At 33.9% G+C, this 20012-nt stretch carries 16 protein-coding genes and 1 tRNA gene; 7 read left to right on the top strand and 10 right to left on the bottom strand.

What is annotated here, in order from left to right:
* Positions 1-39: 39 nt before the first annotated feature.
* On the top strand, positions 40-558 hold the full coding sequence (locus tag BC952_RS00445) for a C40 family peptidase (protein ID WP_121363770.1): 519 nt from the start codon (positions 40-42) through the stop codon (positions 556-558).
* A gap of 85 nt (positions 559-643) precedes the next feature.
* Complete coding sequence (locus BC952_RS00450) at positions 644-2680, top strand: ComEC/Rec2 family competence protein (RefSeq protein ID WP_121363772.1); 2037 nt, start codon at positions 644-646, stop codon at positions 2678-2680.
* Between the two features lie 6 nt (positions 2681-2686).
* Here BC952_RS00450 and BC952_RS00455 read toward each other — a convergent pair whose 3' ends face one another.
* The 4 genes from BC952_RS00455 to BC952_RS00470 are packed head-to-tail and all read right to left on the bottom strand — an operon-like array spanning position 2687 to position 8725.
* Entirely contained in the window at positions 2687-3145 is a 459-nt protein-coding gene (locus BC952_RS00455; protein ID WP_121363773.1) for a thioredoxin family protein, read from the bottom strand.
* A gap of 44 nt (positions 3146-3189) precedes the next feature.
* The gene (locus BC952_RS00460) at positions 3190-4995 is read right to left on the bottom strand and encodes a peptide MFS transporter (protein WP_113637560.1); all 1806 of its coding nucleotides are present in this window, start codon (positions 4993-4995) and stop codon (positions 3190-3192) included.
* Positions 4996-4999: 4 nt separating this feature from the next.
* On the bottom strand, positions 5000-6544 hold the full coding sequence (locus BC952_RS00465; RefSeq protein WP_121363774.1) for a peptide MFS transporter: 1545 nt from the start codon (positions 6542-6544) through the stop codon (positions 5000-5002).
* A gap of 9 nt (positions 6545-6553) precedes the next feature.
* Positions 6554-8725 (bottom strand): S9 family peptidase, encoded by a 2172-nt coding sequence (locus BC952_RS00470; RefSeq protein ID WP_121363775.1) that lies wholly within the window; start codon positions 8723-8725, stop codon positions 6554-6556.
* Between the two features lie 179 nt (positions 8726-8904).
* On the opposite strand from BC952_RS00470, the gene BC952_RS00475 reads away from it, so the two are divergent.
* Both BC952_RS00475 and BC952_RS00480 read left to right on the top strand, forming a co-directional pair.
* Positions 8905-10221 (top strand): hydroxymethylglutaryl-CoA reductase, degradative, encoded by a 1317-nt coding sequence (locus BC952_RS00475; RefSeq protein WP_121363776.1) that lies wholly within the window; start codon positions 8905-8907, stop codon positions 10219-10221.
* Positions 10222-10280: 59 nt separating this feature from the next.
* A complete protein-coding gene (locus BC952_RS00480) occupies positions 10281-11198 on the top strand; it encodes a GYDIA family GHMP kinase (protein WP_121363778.1) in 918 nt (305 codons plus the stop codon).
* A 99-nt stretch (positions 11199-11297) separates the two neighbouring features.
* On the opposite strand, the gene BC952_RS00485 is transcribed toward BC952_RS00480, so the two are convergent.
* The 6 genes from BC952_RS00485 to BC952_RS00510 all read right to left on the bottom strand — a co-directional run bounded on the left by BC952_RS00485 (position 11298) and on the right by BC952_RS00510 (position 17552).
* Positions 11298-13394, bottom strand: coding sequence for a peptidylprolyl isomerase (locus BC952_RS00485; RefSeq protein ID WP_121363779.1), 2097 nt, complete (start codon positions 13392-13394; stop codon positions 11298-11300).
* A 108-nt stretch (positions 13395-13502) separates the two neighbouring features.
* Positions 13503-14762: a hemolysin family protein gene (locus tag BC952_RS00490; protein WP_121363781.1), complete on the bottom strand. Its 1260-nt coding sequence runs from the start codon at positions 14760-14762 to the stop codon at positions 13503-13505.
* Between the two features lie 3 nt (positions 14763-14765).
* Positions 14766-14960: a hypothetical protein gene (locus BC952_RS00495; RefSeq protein ID WP_121363782.1), complete on the bottom strand. Its 195-nt coding sequence runs from the start codon at positions 14958-14960 to the stop codon at positions 14766-14768.
* Positions 14961-14970: 10 nt separating this feature from the next.
* Complete coding sequence (lptC, locus tag BC952_RS00500) at positions 14971-15525, bottom strand: LPS export ABC transporter periplasmic protein LptC (protein ID WP_091173061.1); 555 nt, start codon at positions 15523-15525, stop codon at positions 14971-14973.
* A 49-nt stretch (positions 15526-15574) separates the two neighbouring features.
* Positions 15575-16825, bottom strand: coding sequence for a BamG family beta-barrel-assembly machinery protein (bamG, locus tag BC952_RS00505; protein ID WP_121363783.1), 1251 nt, complete (start codon positions 16823-16825; stop codon positions 15575-15577).
* Positions 16818-17552: a type III pantothenate kinase gene (locus tag BC952_RS00510; protein ID WP_121363785.1), complete on the bottom strand. Its 735-nt coding sequence runs from the start codon at positions 17550-17552 to the stop codon at positions 16818-16820. Before BC952_RS00510 ends, bamG begins: the two co-directional genes overlap by 8 nt.
* Before the next feature lie 98 nt (positions 17553-17650).
* Here BC952_RS00510 and BC952_RS00515 point away from each other — a divergent pair.
* The 3 genes from BC952_RS00515 to BC952_RS00525 all read left to right on the top strand — a co-directional run bounded on the left by BC952_RS00515 (position 17651) and on the right by BC952_RS00525 (position 19990).
* Positions 17651-17723, top strand: a tRNA-Phe gene (locus tag BC952_RS00515).
* A gap of 366 nt (positions 17724-18089) precedes the next feature.
* The gene (locus tag BC952_RS00520; RefSeq protein WP_091173051.1) at positions 18090-18509 is read left to right on the top strand and encodes an IS1/IS1595 family N-terminal zinc-binding domain-containing protein; all 420 of its coding nucleotides are present in this window, start codon (positions 18090-18092) and stop codon (positions 18507-18509) included.
* Positions 18510-18610: 101 nt separating this feature from the next.
* A complete protein-coding gene (locus BC952_RS00525) occupies positions 18611-19990 on the top strand; it encodes a porin (protein ID WP_121363786.1) in 1380 nt (459 codons plus the stop codon).
* Positions 19991-20012: the final 22 nt, after the last annotated feature.

Here is a 20012-nt window from a genome sequence, read left to right on the forward strand (position 1 = left end):
TTTATTTCCGAACTTTAATATCAACTTAAAAAAACTCTTTTGAAACGTTTTGTATTCCTCTTATTCCTTGTCATCTTTTTTACGGCTTGTAAATCGACATCGCCCATTGTAACTTCGAAAAAAGGAGCACCAAAAGAGAAATTATCTCGATCCGAAAAGAGAAAAACAAACCAATTAGCAGAACAATTAATTGAGGCAGCTGCTGATAATTTGGGTGTAAAATATAAATATGCAGGAACAACTAAAGCGGGTTATGATTGTTCAGGATTAATCTACACCATCTTTAATGCAGAAAACATTACTCTTCCGCGCAACTCGTTTCAACAATCAAAAATTGGTGTTGTTTTAAATCCAAAAAGAGATCACGCTCAAAAAGGCGATTTGATATTTTTTAAGACCAATAAAAACAGAGAAATAAATCACGTTGGAATTGTGATTGAAGCTTCCGATGAAGAAATAAAATTCATTCATTCTTCGACCTCAAAAGGAGTAATTCTTTCCTCGACCAAAGAACCTTATTATCAAAAAACCTTTGTTCAGATTAATCGTATACTTTAAATAACAGTCTTTTAGCTAAAATTTATTTGTTTTTTTAATTAAAAAAACAAATCCGTTTCTTACTAAAAATGTGTACTTTAGAACTATGAAAGTACTACATTTCCCACTGGCAAGAATAACAATCGGGTTTATATTAGGTATACTTTTTGCTTTTTACCTGCAACCTTCTATTTCGGCTGTTTTTATTGCTCTTATCTCTTCCGTAAGTATTTTTATTTTGTTCTATTTTTTGTCAAAAAACAAAACCAAACTATCCCTATATTTTGGTGTCGCAACTTATCTCTTGTCTTTTATCATCGCTATTTCAAGCCAAATAGCTCATACCGATTATTTCCAAAATAGTAATTACATTCACAATACCGCTATTTTTGAAAAACCTCATTTCATTTCTTTAACGATTCGAGAAAAAATGAAAAGTTCTCCGTTTAGCGATCGTTATCTCGCCATTGTAAATCATATCGATCAGAAAGAACAAACCGGCAGAATCATATTGAACATACAAAATGACAGTTTACATCATATTCTACAAGTTGGAAATTCGCTACTAATAAAAGGCACATTAACAAAAAACAAACCGCCCAACAATCCCAATCAATTTGACTACAGCAAATACCTTGAAAACAAACAAATCTATGCGCAACTGTATGCTGATGTTGTAGACATAAAAATTGGAACTGAAATAGAGAAAGACATTTGGTATTATTCATCCAAATTACGGACAAGGATTATTCGGAATTTAGAAAAAAATAACTTCAACAAAACAGAATTAAACGTTGCCATTGCTTTAATAATGGGACAACAACAAGATATTTCACCAGACATTATTCGGGATTATCAATATGCGGGAGCTGTTCATATTTTATCCGTTTCCGGATTACACATTGGATTTATATTGCTATTTGTAACCTTTATTCTAAAACCAATTCCCAACACAAAACGAGGTTCATTTATTAAGTTAATCGCTATACTTATCTCTTTATCCATGTTCGGGATAATTGCGGGTTTAGCACCTTCAGTAGTGCGTTCCGTAACCATGTTTTCCTTTGTCGCCATTGGAAATCATCTACGCAGAAGTGTCAATATCTACCATACATTGTTAGTTTCTGTATTGTTGATTCTACTTTTCGAGCCTTCTTTCCTATTTGATGTTGGTTTTCAATTAAGCTACATTGCGTTATTTTTCATCATTTGGCTGCAGCCACTTTTATCCTCCATTTGGAAACCGAAATACAAAGTTTCAAAATATATTTGGGATATATTGACCGTTTCCTTTGCGGCCCAAATTGGGACTTTACCCCTCAGCATTTACTATTTCCATCAGTTTCCGGGTTTGTTTTTTATTACTAATCTGATCATTATTCCACTACTGAGCCTCATCATGATTCTGGGAGTTTTGGTGATGCTTTTGGCGGCGTTCAACATTATTCCCGTATTCTTGTCACAACTGCTGGAATGGAGCATTTATTATTTAAATAAAATCATCAATGCAATTGCCTCTTTGGAACAATTCATTATTCAGGACATTCCACTTCATTTTTATTTGTTGTTCAGCGGTTACTTACTATTGTTTGCTTTAATCATATGGTTCAAAAAACCAAGCTTTAATAGATTGGCTGTGATTTTAATATCCATCATTATTTTACAATTATCTTATTTTAAAATACAGTATAAAATTCTAAACGAAGAGGAATTAATAGTTTTCAACAGTACAAAAAACACCTTGATTACAGAAAGAAAAGGAGAAAATATTATTGTTTATGCCAACGACAGCATTTTGAAAACCGCTCAAAAAAACAGTTTTTTAAAATCCTATCGCATTGGAAACTTAAGCACTTTACAACAGAAAAAACGACTTCAAAATTTCATATTCATTAATGGGAAGAACATTTTTGTTTTAGACAGCTCGGGAATTTATCCTAAAAATATCAAGCCGGATATTATCGTATTGACACAATCTGCTAAAATAAACGCTGATCGTTTGTTCAAAATAATGAAACCCAAATTAGTTATCGCTGATGGATCCAACTTTAAAAACATACAAAAACTATGGAAAGCCAGTTGTGAAAAACAGAAAATCCCTTTTCACGCAACTGGTGAAAAGGGATTTTATAAATTGAATTAAGAATTTTTATTTTTTCAGAAAACCATTTGCTACAGCTAACCAAGCTGAAGGTCCACCGGCAACATAACCTGTACTTCCTATACCTTCAAAATTGACTTTACCTTCTTTTGTAGTAGCATTTGCCAATATGATTGTTGGAAAACCTTGAATTCCAAAAGCCATTTGCAATTCATTATTCTGTTTTTTAATTTCCTCCGTCTGTGGCGCTTTCCTTGGATAATCCAATTCTACTAAAACCACATTCTCCTTGGCCCAAGCCGCAAATTCTGGAGTTTTCAAAACTTCTTTTTGCAAACGGATACACCATCCGCACCAATCGCTTCCCGTGAAAAACAGTAATAGTGGTTTCTTGGTTTCAGTGGAAATTGCCATTGCCTTAGTGACATTGGTTTCCCAAACTAATTCTTGTGCTTCGGCGGCAAATGAGCCAGCAAACAATAACAAAGCAACTATGATTTTCTTCATATTTATAATTTTATTGATTCAAAATCAAAAATGATGCCTAAAATTTATCGAACACCGTGCATCAATTTTTTAATAACCGGAGTCATCGCAACAGAGAATAAAGCAACAACAATGGAAATAATTGTTAACATCCAAAAGAAGTAACTCAATCCGTGTTCATTGGCAATTTTATCAATATTTTCTCCAAACATACCTGCACCTTTCATCCCGATTGCAACCGCTAAGTACCAAACACCAAACATGAACGCAATCATACGAGCCGGAACTAATTTACTCACGTAAGACAATCCAACCGGAGAGATACACAATTCAGCCATAGTATGGAAAAGATACACTAGAATCAACCAAATCATACTTACTGAAGCGGTTTTTGCACCTGCTTCGATTCCGCTTGCGCCAAAAGCTACACAAGCCATTCCAAGCGCTAATAATCCCATTCCGATTCCGTATTTCAAGTTTGCAGAAGGATTGTATTTACTTTCCCACCATTTAGAAAATAACGGCGCTAATGAAATAATAAACAAAGAGTTTAAGGTCGAGAACCAAGTTGCAGGAACTTCTGTTAATGCCGTAGTAACTTTGTCAATTTTTAAAGCTTGTAAAGTTGAATCTGACAATGATAAATATCCAGCAGTATAATAATCTTTTGTTAACATCCAGATAGCTATTGCCCAGATAATAATAAAACTTACGCTTAAAATAATATTTGCAAGCGCATAGAATTTAAAGGTCTGTTTGAATAATAAAATCAATACCCAAGTGATAATTACTAAAGGCAAAATAGTAATCAATGAATTCATCACTAAAAACACCACACTCCAATTACCGGTTAAAACACGATCCGTATAATCACTGGCAAAAATGGTTAAACTGTTTGGCGATTGTTCAAAAATTGCCCAAAAGAAAATAGTCAAAAATGCGAAAAATGTAACCGCAATTAATTTCTCCTTGGTGATTTTTGAATATTGAGTAAATCTGTAAACCAATAAGATAATGAATACAACTAATGCAGAAACAATAGCTATAGAGTTCCCATTAGGTCCTAAGAATGAAAAAATATTCACTTTACCTCCTGAAATTTTAGAAGCTGGATCGTTCAATAACCACAATAATGCTAAAATTGAAGAGAAACCTATTGCTGCTAATTGTATTGGAGAAAAAGGATTTCTTTTATCGGTATCCAAAGCTTCAGCTTTTGCTTTGCTTTCTTTATTTGGCTTCAAACCAATATCTCCAAAGATATTTTGAGACAACCAAAACTGTAACATTCCAAAGAACATGAAGATTCCGGCTAAACCAAATCCGTATGTCCAACCTACTTTTTCACCTAAATAACCACAAAGCAAAATCCCGAAGAATGCGCCGGCATTTACACCCATGTAAAACAAAGTATACGCACCATCTTTCTTTTCAGGACGGTCTTTATACATTTCAGATACGATTGAAGTCATGTTTGGTTTAAAGAAACCATTTCCAAAAACCAACAATACTAATCCTAAATAAATAGAAAATTCTGTTTCGACAGCCATAGAAGCGTGTCCTAAAGTCATTAAAGTGGCTCCAACAACGACAGCCCATCTAAAACCAATTACTTTATCAGCGAAATAACCACCCAACATAGTCGATAAATAAACCAAACCTACATAGGATCCAAATAATGCAGAAGCATTTTCACGAGTCCATTCCCAACCACCATCTGTAAATGAAGCGGTTAAAAATAATATCAATAAAGAACGCATTCCGTAGAATGAGAAACGCTCCCACATCTCTGTGAAAAACAAAACGAATAATCCCGCAGGGTGCCCTAAAACGGTACTTTTAAAAAATTGATCTGTAGTATTTTGACTCATATTATTAATTGTTTAATTCTTTATCTACTCCGTGCATTAATTTTTTTATTATTGGCGAAAGTACTAATAGTAGTAATCCAAAACCAAGTCCTGTGTAAAATAAATATTCAAAAAGCACTAAATAACTTTGTTTTGCTAAATTCAAATCAGGCGCTGTACCATTTGAAGTATCTACAGAAGCGATATTCGCTAAAATAGACGCTATAAATTCGGAGCTGGCTGTTGCCAAAAACCAAACGCCCATCATGAAACCAACTATTTTTGCCGGTGATAATTTAGTTACCGCAGAAAGTCCTACCGGCGACAAACTCAATTCCCCACAAGTGTGTAAAAAATAAGCTAATATCAACCAAATCGCTGCTACTTTTCCTGCGCCAGAAAGATTGATACCCATAACTAATGCTCCAAAACCTAAACCAACGAAAGCTAATGCAAAAGCAAATTTCACGGCTGTATTCGGATTGTATTTCCCTAATTTTGGCCATATCCAAGCAAAAACGGGTGCTAACAATATTATAAATAAGGCATTAAAACTTAAGAATTGACCAGCAGAGACTTCATAACCAAATATAGTTCGGTCTAAAATCCGGTCAGCAAATAAATTCATGGAGGTATACGCTTGCTCAAACAATGCCCAGAAGACAATCGTAAATACAATCAGAATAGTCAAAGCGATCAATTGGTGACGAGCTTTACCATCGAGTTGCGTTGCTGCGTAATAAACGATATAGATAAAAGAAATTCCACCTGCAATTTTCAAAGCCCATGAAACTGCATCGTGATTTTGGACCATTTGCCAAAACAATAAAGTTGACAAAACACTTCCAATATAAATCAACCACTCATTTTTAAGTCCAAATGATTTGTTTTCCAGGAAAGATGGGTTGTTTGACTCTCCTTTTCCCATCAATAATTTTCTTCCGGAAATAAAGGTCAATAATCCAAAAAACATTCCGACTCCAGCCGCACCAAAACCATAGCTCCAACCGTATTTTTCGCCTAGCCAAACACAAATTAGTGTAGCCATAAAAGAACCTAAATTAATTCCCATGTAAAACAAGGTAAATCCAGAATCTCTCCTTTTGTCACCTTTTTCATATAGTTCTCCCACTAATGACGAGATATTGGCTTTTAGAAAACCAACACCAACAATAATTAATGATAATGAAAAGTAAAATATTTGCAATGCGGTTTCATCCCGCGTAATTTCACCAGTTATGGATTGCGTTGCGGCATTTCCTTCATACGCCATTCCTATATGACCTAACACTAACATAATCCCACCAAAAACGATGGCTTTTCTAAATCCCAAATACTTATCGGCTATAAAACCACCTAAAACTGGAACGGCGTATACCAAAGCAGCATAACTTCCGATCAGTAAATTCCCAGAAGAATCCGAAAACAAATGGTACTTTGTTAAATAAAAAATCAACAAAGCTTTCATTCCATAAAAGGAGAAGCGTTCCCACATTTCGGTAAAAAACAATATAAAAAGCGCCTTTGGATGTCCAAAAAATTCTTCCTTATTCAATGCGTCGTTTGTCATAAAGCGCTGTTATAAATTTTCTTTAATAAAATTAGTCATTTTTGTGTACAACTGAACTCTGGTTTTTCCACCGTAAATCCCGTGATTATTGTCTGGATAAATTTGGGAATCAAATTGTTTGTTAGCTTGAATTAAAGCTTCCATCATTTGCATGGAGTTTTGAACATGCACATTATCATCTCCCGAACCGTGAATCAAAAGAAATTTTCCTTTCAATTTATCCACATGGTTTATTGGTGAATTATCATCGTATCCACTCGCATTCTCTTGCGGTGTCGTCATGTAACGCTCCGTATACACACTATCATAAAAACGCCAATTCGTCACCGGAGCTACAGCAATTGCCATTTTGAAAACATCATTCCCTTTCATAATACAATTAGAAGCCATAAAACCACCATAAGACCAGCCAAATATACCAATTCTAGCTTTATCAACAAATGCGTAATTTCCTATTACTTTGGCAGCATCTATTTGGTCTTCCACTTCGTATTTTCCTAATTGCAATTGAGTCACTTTTTTGAAATCAGCACCTTTAAAACCAGTTCCGCGTCCGTCAACACAAGCCACAATATAACCTTGTTGTGACAACATCATAAACCAATAATCATCAGTACTATTCCACTCATTGTTTACTTGTTGGGAACCCGGACCAGAATATTGGTACATGAAAACAGGATATTTTTTAGCCGGATCAAAATCTTTCGGTTTAATCATCCAAGCATTTAGTTCATTCCCTTTTGCTGTTTTCAAAACAAAAAACTCTTTTGCCGGTAAATCATAGCTTTTTAACTTTGCAGCCAAAGATTCATTATTTTCTATAACCTGAACTTGTTTGCCAAATTTAGCATCGTTCAACGTGTAAGTTGTAGGTTGAGCCGCGCTAGAAAACGTATTAATGTAGTATTGAAAATTTGGGCTGAAAGTCGCCGCATTCGTTCCTGTAAATTGAGACAAACGAACTTTATTTTTTCCATCAAGACTTATTTTGTAAACGTCTCTGTTGATGGATCCATTCTCCACCGACTGATAGAAAACCGTGTTTGTCTTCTCGTCTAAACCATAATAATTAGTCACTTCCCATTTTCCTTTGGTCACTTGATTTTTCAATTTTCCGTTTTTGTCATATAAATAAATATGATTGAAACCGTCTTTTTCGCTGGTCCAAATAAAACTGTTGTCTTTCAAAAAAGTCAAATTGTCTGTCACATCAACATACGCTTTATCTTTTTCGTTCAAAACTACTTTTGCAGCTCCTGAATTTCCATCGATAAATAACAAATCTAAATTGTTTTGGTGGCGATTCAATACCTGCGCAGATAATATATTGGCGTCATTTGTCCATTTCATTCTGGCAATATAAAAATCGTTATAATTACCAAGATTTATATTTTTTACCGCATTCGAATTAACATCATAAATATGTAAAGAAACCAACGCATTTTTCTCACCGGCTTTTGGATATTTAAAGGTTTGCATCGTTGGATACAAGTCTTTTCCAAACATGGACATCGAAAATTCCGGCACCTGACTTTCGTCAAAGCGGATGTAGGCAACTTTTTTGCTGTCAGCACTCCAATCGAAAGCTTTCACAAAAGCAAATTCTTCTTCGTAAACCCAATCCGTAATACCGTTGATAATGCTGTTTTTTTGTCCGTCTGTAGTAATTGGAGTCGATTTATCAGTAGCTAAATCATATACATACAGATTATTTTCTTTGGCATAAGCAATCCTATTTCCATCAGGTGAAAAAGTAGGCTCTTGGACCTGAAAATCAAATAACTTTTTTATTTTTTTACCAGCAATATCGTATAAATAATAATCAGCAGTAAACGAGTGGCGGAAGATTTGATTGGTATTGCAAGCCAATAGAATCATTTTTTCTGAAGCGTCAAAAGTATAACTATCAATCCCGCCAGACAATTCTCTGTGCGCTTTTGTATCTATTAATGTAGACACTTTCTTCAAAGTTGCAAAATCATATAAATCAATCTGCATGCTTCTGGACTGTCTGTCCGCATTCAAAACCGTGTACTGGTTTGTGTTTTTCAACGACTGCAATTCATCCATTCCCTGAGCACGAAATGTACCGTTATAAAGTTCATCAATTGTGATTTTTTGTTGACCAACAACCGTAAAACACAAGAATAAAAATAACGCTATAATTTTTTTCGAATACATAGTATTTATTTAAAGATAAAAACCGTCAATTTTAGTGAAAAAATTACAATTATCGGTCATTTTATATGTTAAATGTAAAAAGCAATATAAAAAATAACCGTTCACTGAATATAATTTGATTGTAAATAAAACGGCTAAAACCGTATATTTGCAACTAATTACACCATAATCAATTGAGAATGAACAAGGCTATTAGCGGATTTTCTAAATTATCCAAAGAAGAAAAAATTAAATGGATTGCCAATCAATATTTTTCAACACCTACAGAAGCCATCGCCTTGTTGAAAAACTATTGGAATTCTGATGAAAAAATACAGAAATTACACGATGAATTCATCGAAAATACGATAACCAATTTCTACATTCCACTGGGAGTTGCCCCTAATTTCCTGATTAATGGAAAATACAGCACCATTCCGATGGCTATTGAAGAAAGCTCTGTGGTTGCCGCTGCCGCAAAAGCCGCTAAATTTTGGTCCACGCGAGGCGGATTTAAAGCAACCGTAATCAATACCGAAAAAATTGGTCAGGTTCATTTTATCTATAAAGGTGATGTTTCAAAATTGAACTTGTTTTTTGCCCAAAACAAAAGCAAATTCTTTTCAGAAACCGAGTCGATTACCACAAATATGCAAAAACGCGGTGGAGGAATTTTAGACATTGTTCTAAAAGACAAAACCGATTTATTACCAAATTATTTTCAGCTTCATGCCACTTTTGAAACTAAAGATAGCATGGGAGCAAATTTCATCAATTCGTGTTTGGAACAATTTTCCAAAACATTAAAAGAAGAAGCGCATAATTATGCTTTATTTACAGAAACGGAGAAAGAGATTGAAGTCGTAATGAGCATTCTTTCGAATTATGTTCCAAATTGCATCGTAAGAGCCGAAGTTTCTTGTCCAATTGAAGAATTAGAAGAGAAACACATTCTAAACCCTAAAGAATTTGCCGAGAAATTTGTGCAAGCCGTTCAAATCGCCGAAGTCGAGCCGTATCGTGCCGTAACACACAATAAAGGAATCATGAACGGAGTGGATGCTGTAGTTTTGGCAACAGGAAATGATTTCCGCGCCGTTGAAGCCGGAATTCACGCCTACGCTTCCCGAAACGGAAAGTATTCCAGTCTTTCCCATGCTAAAATCGAAAATGGTATTTTTACTTTTTGGTTGGAAATTCCTTTAGCACTAGGAACTGTTGGAGGTTTGACTTCCTTACATCCGTTAGTAAAATTGTCCTTGGAAATGTTAGAAAAACCATCAGCCAAGGAATTAATGCAGTTTGTAGCCGTAGCGGGTTTAGCACAAAACTTTGCCGCTTTACGTTCCTTGACTACAACCGGAATTCAAGAAGGACACATGAAAATGCATTTGAATAACATCATCAACCAGTTTGAAGCCACCGATGACGAACGTATTTTAATCCAGAAATATTTCAAAAAAAATACCGTATCGCATAGCGCTGTGGTTACATATATTGAAAGTTTAAGAAAATAATATAGATTTCCGACAGCCCTATCAGGGTTTTGAACCCTGATAGGGATTAAAATAAGACAATGAAAAAAACATTCTACAGTAACGGAAAACTTTTAATCACAGGAGAATATCTAGTTCTTGATGGTGCCAAAGCCTTTGCATTACCCACAAAAATGGGACAAAATCTTATTATTGAAGAAGGAAGTAATAAAGAAATCATCTGGAAGAGTTATGATGCGGATGGAAGCATTTGGTTTGAAGACACTCTTTTATTCTCTGATATTTCTAAAAAGGTTAATCCTGAAAACGAATCGGTCAAGGCTACACTTATGACCATTTTACACGAAGCTTTTAAACTAAATCCTGACTTTATTTTAAATTCAAATGGATACACAATTACAACAGAATTAGGATTTCCAAAAAGCTGGGGTCTGGGAACTTCATCGACTTTGATAAACAACATTGCCCAATGGTTGCAAATTGATGCTTTCACATTGCTTAAAAACAGTTTTGGAGGTAGTGGTTATGATATTGCATGCGCGCAAAACGACAATCCAATTGTATATAAATTGGAACAAGGAAATCCTACAGTTGAAAAAGTATCTTTTAGTCCGGATTTTACTAAAAACCTTTACTTTGTATATCTGAATAAAAAGCAAAGCAGTAAAAGCGCAATAGCTGCTTACAACATGAATAAAAAGAATAATCTGCCGAGAACAATCGCTTTAAATGACGTGATAACTTCTGAAGTTTTGAATACTACTACAATTCAATCTTTTGCTTCAGCAATACAAAAACACGAGGTGCAAATGAGCATTATTCTGGAAACACAAACGATAAAAGAATCTTTGTTTCCTGATTTTAATGGTGTGATAAAAAGTCTGGGAGCTTGGGGAGGTGATTTTGTTATGGCAATTGCAACTGAAAATCCGAGCCATTATTTTATCTCAAAAGGATATCAAACTATAATTCCTTATGACGAAATGATTTTATCTTAGTTTTTATAATTACATCCATTCAATAAAAACCTATTAAAAGCAAAATCCCGATACATTCAGCATGTATCGGGATTTTTATTTTGATTAATTACTTTTTAACTAGTAATTAAAATCTTGTCTGTTATCTTCAATTTTAGCATTAGCTTTCAATGCAGGAAGTACTCTATTTGCATCTGAAGCGCTTTGTGCTTTCAATTTAGTGACATAAGCAGCGTGGCTTTTTAAAACTGGTGCTTTAACTGTACTTATGTTTTTCACTACATAAACTCCAGTATTTCCTTCAATTGGAGCAGACATTTTATTTGCTGTTAAAGCAAATGCATTACCCACTACTTTTGGCTCTGGACCAACATTTGGCAACATTGCATTTTCCATAGTAAGACCAGTTGCTTGTTGCACCGTTCCACCTACTGCTTTCGCAATTGCTTCAAGTGAAGAACCATTCATTTTAGCTTTGATCAGTTCTGCTTTTTTCTTGTTTTTTAGTATTTGTTCTACATAAGGTCTCGCTACTGAAACGGCAACTAAACCTGATTTATCAATACTTTTCAACTTTGCAATAACGTGTCCAACATTAGCCACTTCAAATCTTTTTACAGATCCTTCTTTAACTCCGTCTTCAAATGCCCATCTCACGATAGTTCTCTGATTTCCTAGTGTTCCAAAGTTCTCATCCATTCCTTTTACAGAAACAGCTGGAGCAACTTTAAGTCCCATTTCTTTTGCAACTTTATTAAAATCTTTATCAGCAGCATCCATTTCAAATTTGGTTGCTTGTGTAAATATTCTATCAGAAGTAACTTCTGAAGCTTCTATCTTTTGAGCTACAGTAGCTAAACGAATTCCGTCTTGTTTGTCGGTAATTTTAATAATATGAAAACCAAAATCAGTTTGAACTAAACCAACTTTACCAATACCGTTATTAAAAACAAAATCATTGAAAGGTTTCACCATTTGGTTTGGACCAAAATAACCTAAATCACCCCCTTGTTGTGCTGATGAATCATCAGAATTAGTGAATGCCAACATCAAGAAACTATCTGGACTAGCATTTACTTGCGCCAAAATACTTTCTGCTTTTGCTTTCGCTTGTTCTTTTGTTCTTTTTTCTTTTTGGTTAGGAACTTGTGATCCTTCGTAACCAATTAAAATATGACTTGCTTTTGCATTAACTCCTGATTTCATTCCCATAGATTTTGAAATACAGTAATAGTTACCAAACATGTATGGACCATAAACTGCACCTGGGGCAAGATTAAATAATTTATCAGCATCTATAGCCGGTAAATCTTTTTTAGCAATGTAAGTTGAATCGTAAGGAACATCTGAATTTGAATTTACAAACTCAATTGTATTGGTCGTTGTTCTAAATCCAGGTAGAGTATCATTCTTTCCAGTCGCTTGGTTGTACACCACACTTCCGGTCAACAATGAATTTATTTTTGATTTCACTTCAGCTTCATCCGCAGGAGATGCTTTGTCTTCAATCAAAACATATTCGACTTCACGAGATTCGTCCGCTTTGTATTTTTTCTCATTTTTCTTCATGAAATCAACAATCTCCGAATCAGAGATTTTTACTTCACTGTCTTTAATTGTAGAATATAAACCGGCAACATAAGCAAAGTTTACTTTATTAGCTTCCATTTCATATTTCAACTTCCCTTCGCTTTCAGTTGTAAAAACTGCCGCTTTAATCATTGTATTGTACATTTGATATTTAGCGTTTAAGTCAGCGTCTTTTTCTCTGTCTTTCAAAAACTGAGCTTGTGCAGGATTAGCTTTGAAATACTCTTTGAATTTAGCAACATCAAAAACACCGGCAGCATTTAAAAACAATGGATTTCCACCAATATTTTGATCCGCTTTCAACACTTCCAATAAATGCTTTTCACCAACTCTCAATCCTAATTTTTCAAATTCAGAAGTTAGCAAAGCAACAGAAACTTCTTGCTCCCAAACTCTGTTAGCTGCTTCAGTTGAAGTTATGCCTTGACCACTTTTTTCAACATTACTAACTTTAACTCTAAAATCTTCGAATGAAATATCTTTTCCATCGATGCTTCCTACATCTTTTGATGTACTGTTGAAACCACCACTGTTGAATATATCACCTATGATAAATGCTAATAAACAAAACCCGATAACGAGTATCAGAAGAAGTGAACGTTGTCTAATTTTTTGTAAAACTGCCATTTTATTGTTGTTAATTTTTATATTCAGTTTGCGAAAATACAATTATCTAATTAATAATTATACTAGTAGCGTTTTATTTTGCAAGAATTTTTATTTTCATAATAAAAATCACTCTTGCACGGTCATTTTTACTAATTCTATTTTCTTATTTGTAGCTTCTTCAACAACAAAACGATAGATTCCAATGGTGATTATCTCCCCTTTTTGCGGAATTTCTTTCGTAAAATCAACAATAAAACCGCCAAGTGTTCCGTAAGAATCACTCTCTGGAATTTGAAGCTTATAGGTTTGATTTAAATATTCCACATCAAAGCGAGCTGAGAATACAAAAACACCTTCGCCCAACTCTTTTTCTATCAATTCCTCATCTGAATCGTGCTCATCCTCAATCTCTCCAAAAAGCTCTTCCACAATGTCCTCAATAGTAATAATACCTGACGTTCCACCATATTCATCTAATACAACGGCAACACTTTTTCGCTTTTTGGTAAGCAAACTCATAGCGTCTTTTATGAACATTGTTTCGGGGACAAACTCTACCAAAATAACAATTTCATTAATACTATTTGGTTTTTTAAACAAATCAAATGAATGAACGTATCCAATAATATCGTCGAGTGAATTTTGGTATACTACTATTTTAGAATAACCCGTTTTTATAAATAATTCTTTCAGTTCCACGATTGAATCAAACAAATCAACGGCTATTATTTCAGTGCGGGGCGTCATCACATCTCTGGCCTTAACACCTGAAAATTCCAATGCATTTTGAAACATTAATATTTCAGAATCTACTGTTTCGTTATCTTCCACGCTACTCATTTGTTCCGTAATATAATTCCCAAGTTCGATTTTACTAAAATAAAGCTGTACATTATCTCCTTCTGTTTTGAAGAATTTTTTCAAAATAAGATCGGAAACCCAAATAAAAAATGTAGAGATAAAATAGAAAAAAGTGTAAAAGAAATAGGCTGGAATCGCAAAGAATTTAAACAGCGAATTGGCGTAAATTTGAAAAAAAACTTTAGGGAAAAACTCGGCAGTAATCAATACTATTATCGTAGAGATGAGTGTTTGTAATATCAAATTCAACAAATCAGAAAATTGATATCCCAAAGCAAGAAACCATCTCATCACTAGTTCGCCCATAAAAAAACCATAAACCACCATCACTATATTGTTTCCAATGAGCATGGCAACAATAAATTTAGAGGGTTTTGCAGTGAGTTTAGTGAGAATTTTTGAAAGAAAATTATCTTGTTTTTTTTCAATCTCAAGATATATCTTATTAGAAGAGACAAAGGCTATCTCCATTCCTGAAAAAAAAGCACTTAGTATTAGACAGAATATGATAATACTAACTTCCATAAATTAGGATTTTTTATTTCGTTCTTCGGCTTTTTTAGCAAATTTTCTTCTGAAGAAAAACATAAAAATCGCCAATCCTGCAACCATAAAACTCAACCAAGGTGTGCCAGTAGGATCATTTAGTTTAGTAAAGCCATCATAAATAAAAAATGCTCCAAAAATAAGATAAACGTATTGTGTGTATTTTAAATAATTCATAATTATTATATTATTCGGCGGTTTCTACTTCGCCTGTTATTTTTTGCGAATTAATCACTTTAAAATCTTTACTAAAATCGATTCCTTGACCGTTCGAAACGCCTTTGGGATCTGAAAATTTAAATTTTCTTTCCGTAAAAAACCATTCATTTTTTTGATCAAAATACAACTGCTCTGTTTCAAGAGTTTGACCCTCTTGCGTAAAAATTTTTACTTTTCCCTGCAAATCAATAATGCTGGTGCCTTTGTAAGAAATAGCATAATTTGACTTAATAAATGTTTTCTTCGCTTTTTTATCAAATAAAGTAACATCTATCCCTTTTGGAAACTCCGTGAAAGGAAAATCAATATTCGAATAATCCAACATTTTCGAACTTATCAAAATAGCTGTAATACGACCTGAATCCGTGTATTTCAGATTAACAACATCCGCATCACTTGTAGGTATAAATTCTGAAAAATTTATCTTTTGTATTTCTTTAAAATTACTTTCGCACCCAAAAAACAGTGTCACAGCAAAAACTGTGACAACTGATTTAATATAATATTTTTGGACTAAAGTCATATGCTATAATCGACAAAGAAGTTTGGCAATACTTACCCAATTCTTGTTTTTAATTAAATTTTCGTTTTACGAACCATGTATCATTAAGTGAAAAACTGACACTCAAATTAGCATAATTTTCTTGCACCAGATTAGACTCTGTCGTCCCTTTTTTCCCTAATTCGAAACCAATATTTACATTCGAAAATGTTCCATTCAACGGCAATCCAAGTCCAAGAGTCAATCCCATATCATTAATAGATTGTGAATTCACCATTAACCCTGTTTTTTCATATCTCAAACCACCTCTGTAAACAATTCTTTTTGCGTAACTAGTAAATGAATTGTAATTTGGAATATAATAACCTCCCAAACTTACACTCCCATACCTACCGTAACCAACATTGTCTGCTATATTATAATAATTTTGTTGTCCTGAATTTTTTTGATACGCTATTTTTCCTCCAAAAACCCATTTTTTAGATTCTCCAATACCTGCAGAAACAGACAACCTGCTTGGCAACTTTACGTCTGTTTGATTTGTTTGTTCTCCAAGTGGATCTACAATTTGCAAATTAAAACTGGAATCATAAATCACCGTGGAAATATTTCTGGTGTTTTGAGATTTCAAATTACCTTGCAAAGTATAATTCACACTACTAAAGACGCTTAATTTTTTATTGATTTTAGTCTGATACATCATCCCAATATTAAAATTTACCCCAGACAAATCTGCTGAATTAAATTCACTGGTCCCTGCGGATACATTAGGAATAAATTCCAAACTATTCGTTTCAATTTTTCCAAAATTATAATTAACATCCGCACCAATGCTAAAGTTTGTTGCAATCTTATATCCAACTCCTAAAAAAGCTTTATTAAGACCCCCAGTACCATTAAATCTTCTACTATTGTCAGTATTGTCTCCAGATATAGATTCAATTTTATACCCAACAGATGAATATGGAATCAATCCAAAGCCCACTCCAAATTTACCTAAAGGCAAACCAACTGCTAAATAATCCAAGGTAGTTCTTGTTGCCTTTGCAGACTCAGAATCTGTTTTTAGATTTGTAGAATTATAAGTTCCTCCAATAGTGAATGACGTTAACTTTAAATTAGAATAGCTTGCCGGATTCTCTAAATTAATATGAATACTATCTTGCTCAACGGCTACTCCACCCATAGAACGACTCTCAACGGTTCCTCTGAACCTTATATCACCTATTCCATAAAAGGAGTACGGGGATGCAGTTCCTTCTTGAGCAAAAGATACTAATGACAAAAACAGACATGCAACTATTATAATTTTTTTAATCATTTTTAATTTTATATTGAAATGTTTGGTTCAAACTCTCTAAAAGAAAATTTGAATTGGCAAATATGGTATTTTTTAATCGTTTAGCCAAAAAATCTGTGTCCCCACCCGTTAAAATTATTATAAAATTTAAATACCGAGCCCTATATTCATTTATGAAACCATCAATTTCATAGACTAATCCATTTACTACACCGGAATGAATGGAATCTGAAGTTGAATTTCCAATTAAATTTTCTGGGTTTTCCAATGCTAACAAAGGCAATTTCGCAGTGTAATTGTGTAAGGATTCGTACCGTAATCGTAATCCTGGCGCTATTGCTCCGCCAAGATAATTATTATCTTGATCTATAAAATCGAATGTCACACAAGTTCCTGCATCAATAACCAGTCTGTTTTGATTCGGAAACTGCAATGTCGCTCCGGCAGCAAGTACCATTCTGTCAATTCCCAAAGTTTGTGGTGTGGCATATTTATTCTGGAACGGAAAAGGATCCGTATTCGAAATAAAATGAACATTTAAGATGTTCTCAAATGCTAGAAAAGATAGTTTTTCGACATCACCCACTGATGAAACCACTAAATCTGATACTTTTTTAAACTTTTTTAAAATAATTTCAATATTTTTTTGAAGTTCAATTTTGGTAAAAACAAAAATTTCCAAAAGTATAGCACCCTCAAATACAGCGCCTTTAATTCTGGTATTTCCCACATCGATAACTAAAATCATAATTTGTTTTTTGATGTTGCGAAGGTACGAATTGATTTTTTTTAAAAAATGTTTTGGATAAACTAAAAATCATCCTATATTTGCACCCGCAATAGCGAGGTACCTTAGCTCAGATGGTAGAGCAATGGACTGAAAATCCATGTGTCCCTGGTTCGATCCCTGGAGGTACCACAAAACCCGAATAGAAATATTCGGGTTTTTTGTTTTTATACCTTTCTCTAAAATATCCTTCATCTTCTTAAATAAAAATTCACACCAATACGAAAGAATGTTTCTATTTTTAAACGACTATTAAATTCCCACACTCGTTTAGCGAAATCAAAAAAATACAGCTTAACTCTCCATATATGTTGAAAATTATTCCATCAGACAACGATTGGTTTTAAAAATCAAACTCTTTCACAAAGCAATTTAATTTACTAAAAATGCACCAATAATTCAACAAAAATAAAGGGTTCGTATTTTTTTTCTAATTTTTTTGCGAAATTCAAATAACAATAGTTGCTAATTTATTATATTTATGCAAAATTTATATATATGGAGATTTTAACCTGCCCGAAATGCCAAGGTAACCAAATCACAAAAAGCGGCATAATCAACAGTAAACAAAGGTACTTATGTAAAAAATGTAATTATTTTTTTACAGTCAATAAAATCGGGAAAAAGATAGATGATTATTATGTTACCAAGGCATTACAGCTCTACCTTGAAGGCTTAAGCTTTCGTGAAATAGAGCGAATTATAGGTGTTTCCCATGTCACTGTAAGCAACTGGGTCAAAGCCTTTAATATAAAAAAACCATCGCATGCCAATTACCATCCTACTTATAAGATTTTAAGCCATTTAGAACTTATTGAATACCTCAAAAACAAAGAACTTCTTTCCGGAGCAGGAATGATTATAACAGAGCTTGGAGACAAATTTATGCTCATAAAATGGGAAAGATTCAAAGATTAGCTATATACTTTACACATAAATATATCTAAATTTTTTTTTAGAATAAAATAATAGAATTTGGCACTTTATTAACCAACCATTTAATAACCAAAATTTTATTTATGAAAAAAATATTTTTTATAGCGGCAGTACTCTTACTATCACTAAAAAGTTTTTCACAAGGCTCCACTGATTACGGCAGCGGAATGAAATTCAATTTGAACGAAGATGGTTCAAAATACATGCGATTTATTGCATGGAACCAAATATGGTTTCGTTCCAGCCAAATGAACCCTGGAACAATGATTGGAAATGAAGCGGCAACAACCGGAACCGACATTGGAAACAGACGTTTGCGTTTTCTGACCTACTCTCAATTATCTAAAAGATACATGATTGTAACGCACTTTGGAATCAACAATCAAACCTTTACTAATGGTGGTGCAGCGGGAACTTCTGGAACTGGCGGATACGGTGCCGGAAAAAAACCAGGTTTGTTTTTTCACGATGCTTGGAACGAATACGCATTAGTTTTACCTGAAAAAGACAAAAAATTCAGCCTATCGCTTGGTGGAGGACTGCATTATTACATGGGATTATCGAGAGCAACAATGGCTTCTACACTGAACTTTTTAACAATTGACGCTCCTATCTTCAACTGGCCTTTAATAGAAAATTCAGATCAGTTTGCCAGACAAATGGGTCTATTTGCTAAAGGAAAATATGGTAAATTAGAATACCGTTTGAGTTACAACAAACCTTACGCCACAAACTTAGTTCCCACTGACGCAACTGTAGCAGATAACGCAGTAGCAGTTGACAACAGCGGAAATACGAAATGGTCAAAAGCCGGTTATTTCGAATATCAATTTTTAGATCAGGAAGCTAATTTATTGCCTTACAAAGTAGGAAGCTATTTAGGAACTAAAAAAGTATTCAATATTGGCGCTGGTTTTTATACGGCACCTGACGCAACCAAATCTTCGGTTAACAGTACTATCAGCAAACACAACATCAATCTTTTTGCAGCAGATGTTTTTCTTGATTTACCTATTGGAAAAAAAGAAAACAAAATGGCTGTAACCGGATACAGTGTTTTCTACGATTATGATTTCGGTCCAAATTATTTGCGTAACGTAGCCATTATGAATATTGGATCCGTTGACCCAAACTTTACAGGAAGCAGAGCTTTGGCGGGACCTGGAAATGCACAAGCTACTATTGGATCAGGAAATATCTGGTACACACAAGCGGGAATTTTATTACCAAGCAAAGTAGACAAACCTAAAGTACGCGTACAGCCTTTTGGAGCTTTTACTTACAAAAGCTTTGACGCTTTAGATAAGTCAAGTACTCAATTTGATCTTGGAACCAACTTTTTCTTGGATGGACAACATGCTAAAATAACCGCGCAATATTCAACAAGACCCGTTTACACGACTCCATCTAACATCTCAGGATCAAAAGGGGAATTCGTAGTACAACTTCAAATCTATCTATAATCTAATTTTAAAAAATATAATT

This window comes from Flavobacterium limicola, from assembly GCF_003634755.1.
Lineage (GTDB): Bacteria > Bacteroidota > Bacteroidia > Flavobacteriales > Flavobacteriaceae > Flavobacterium > Flavobacterium limicola.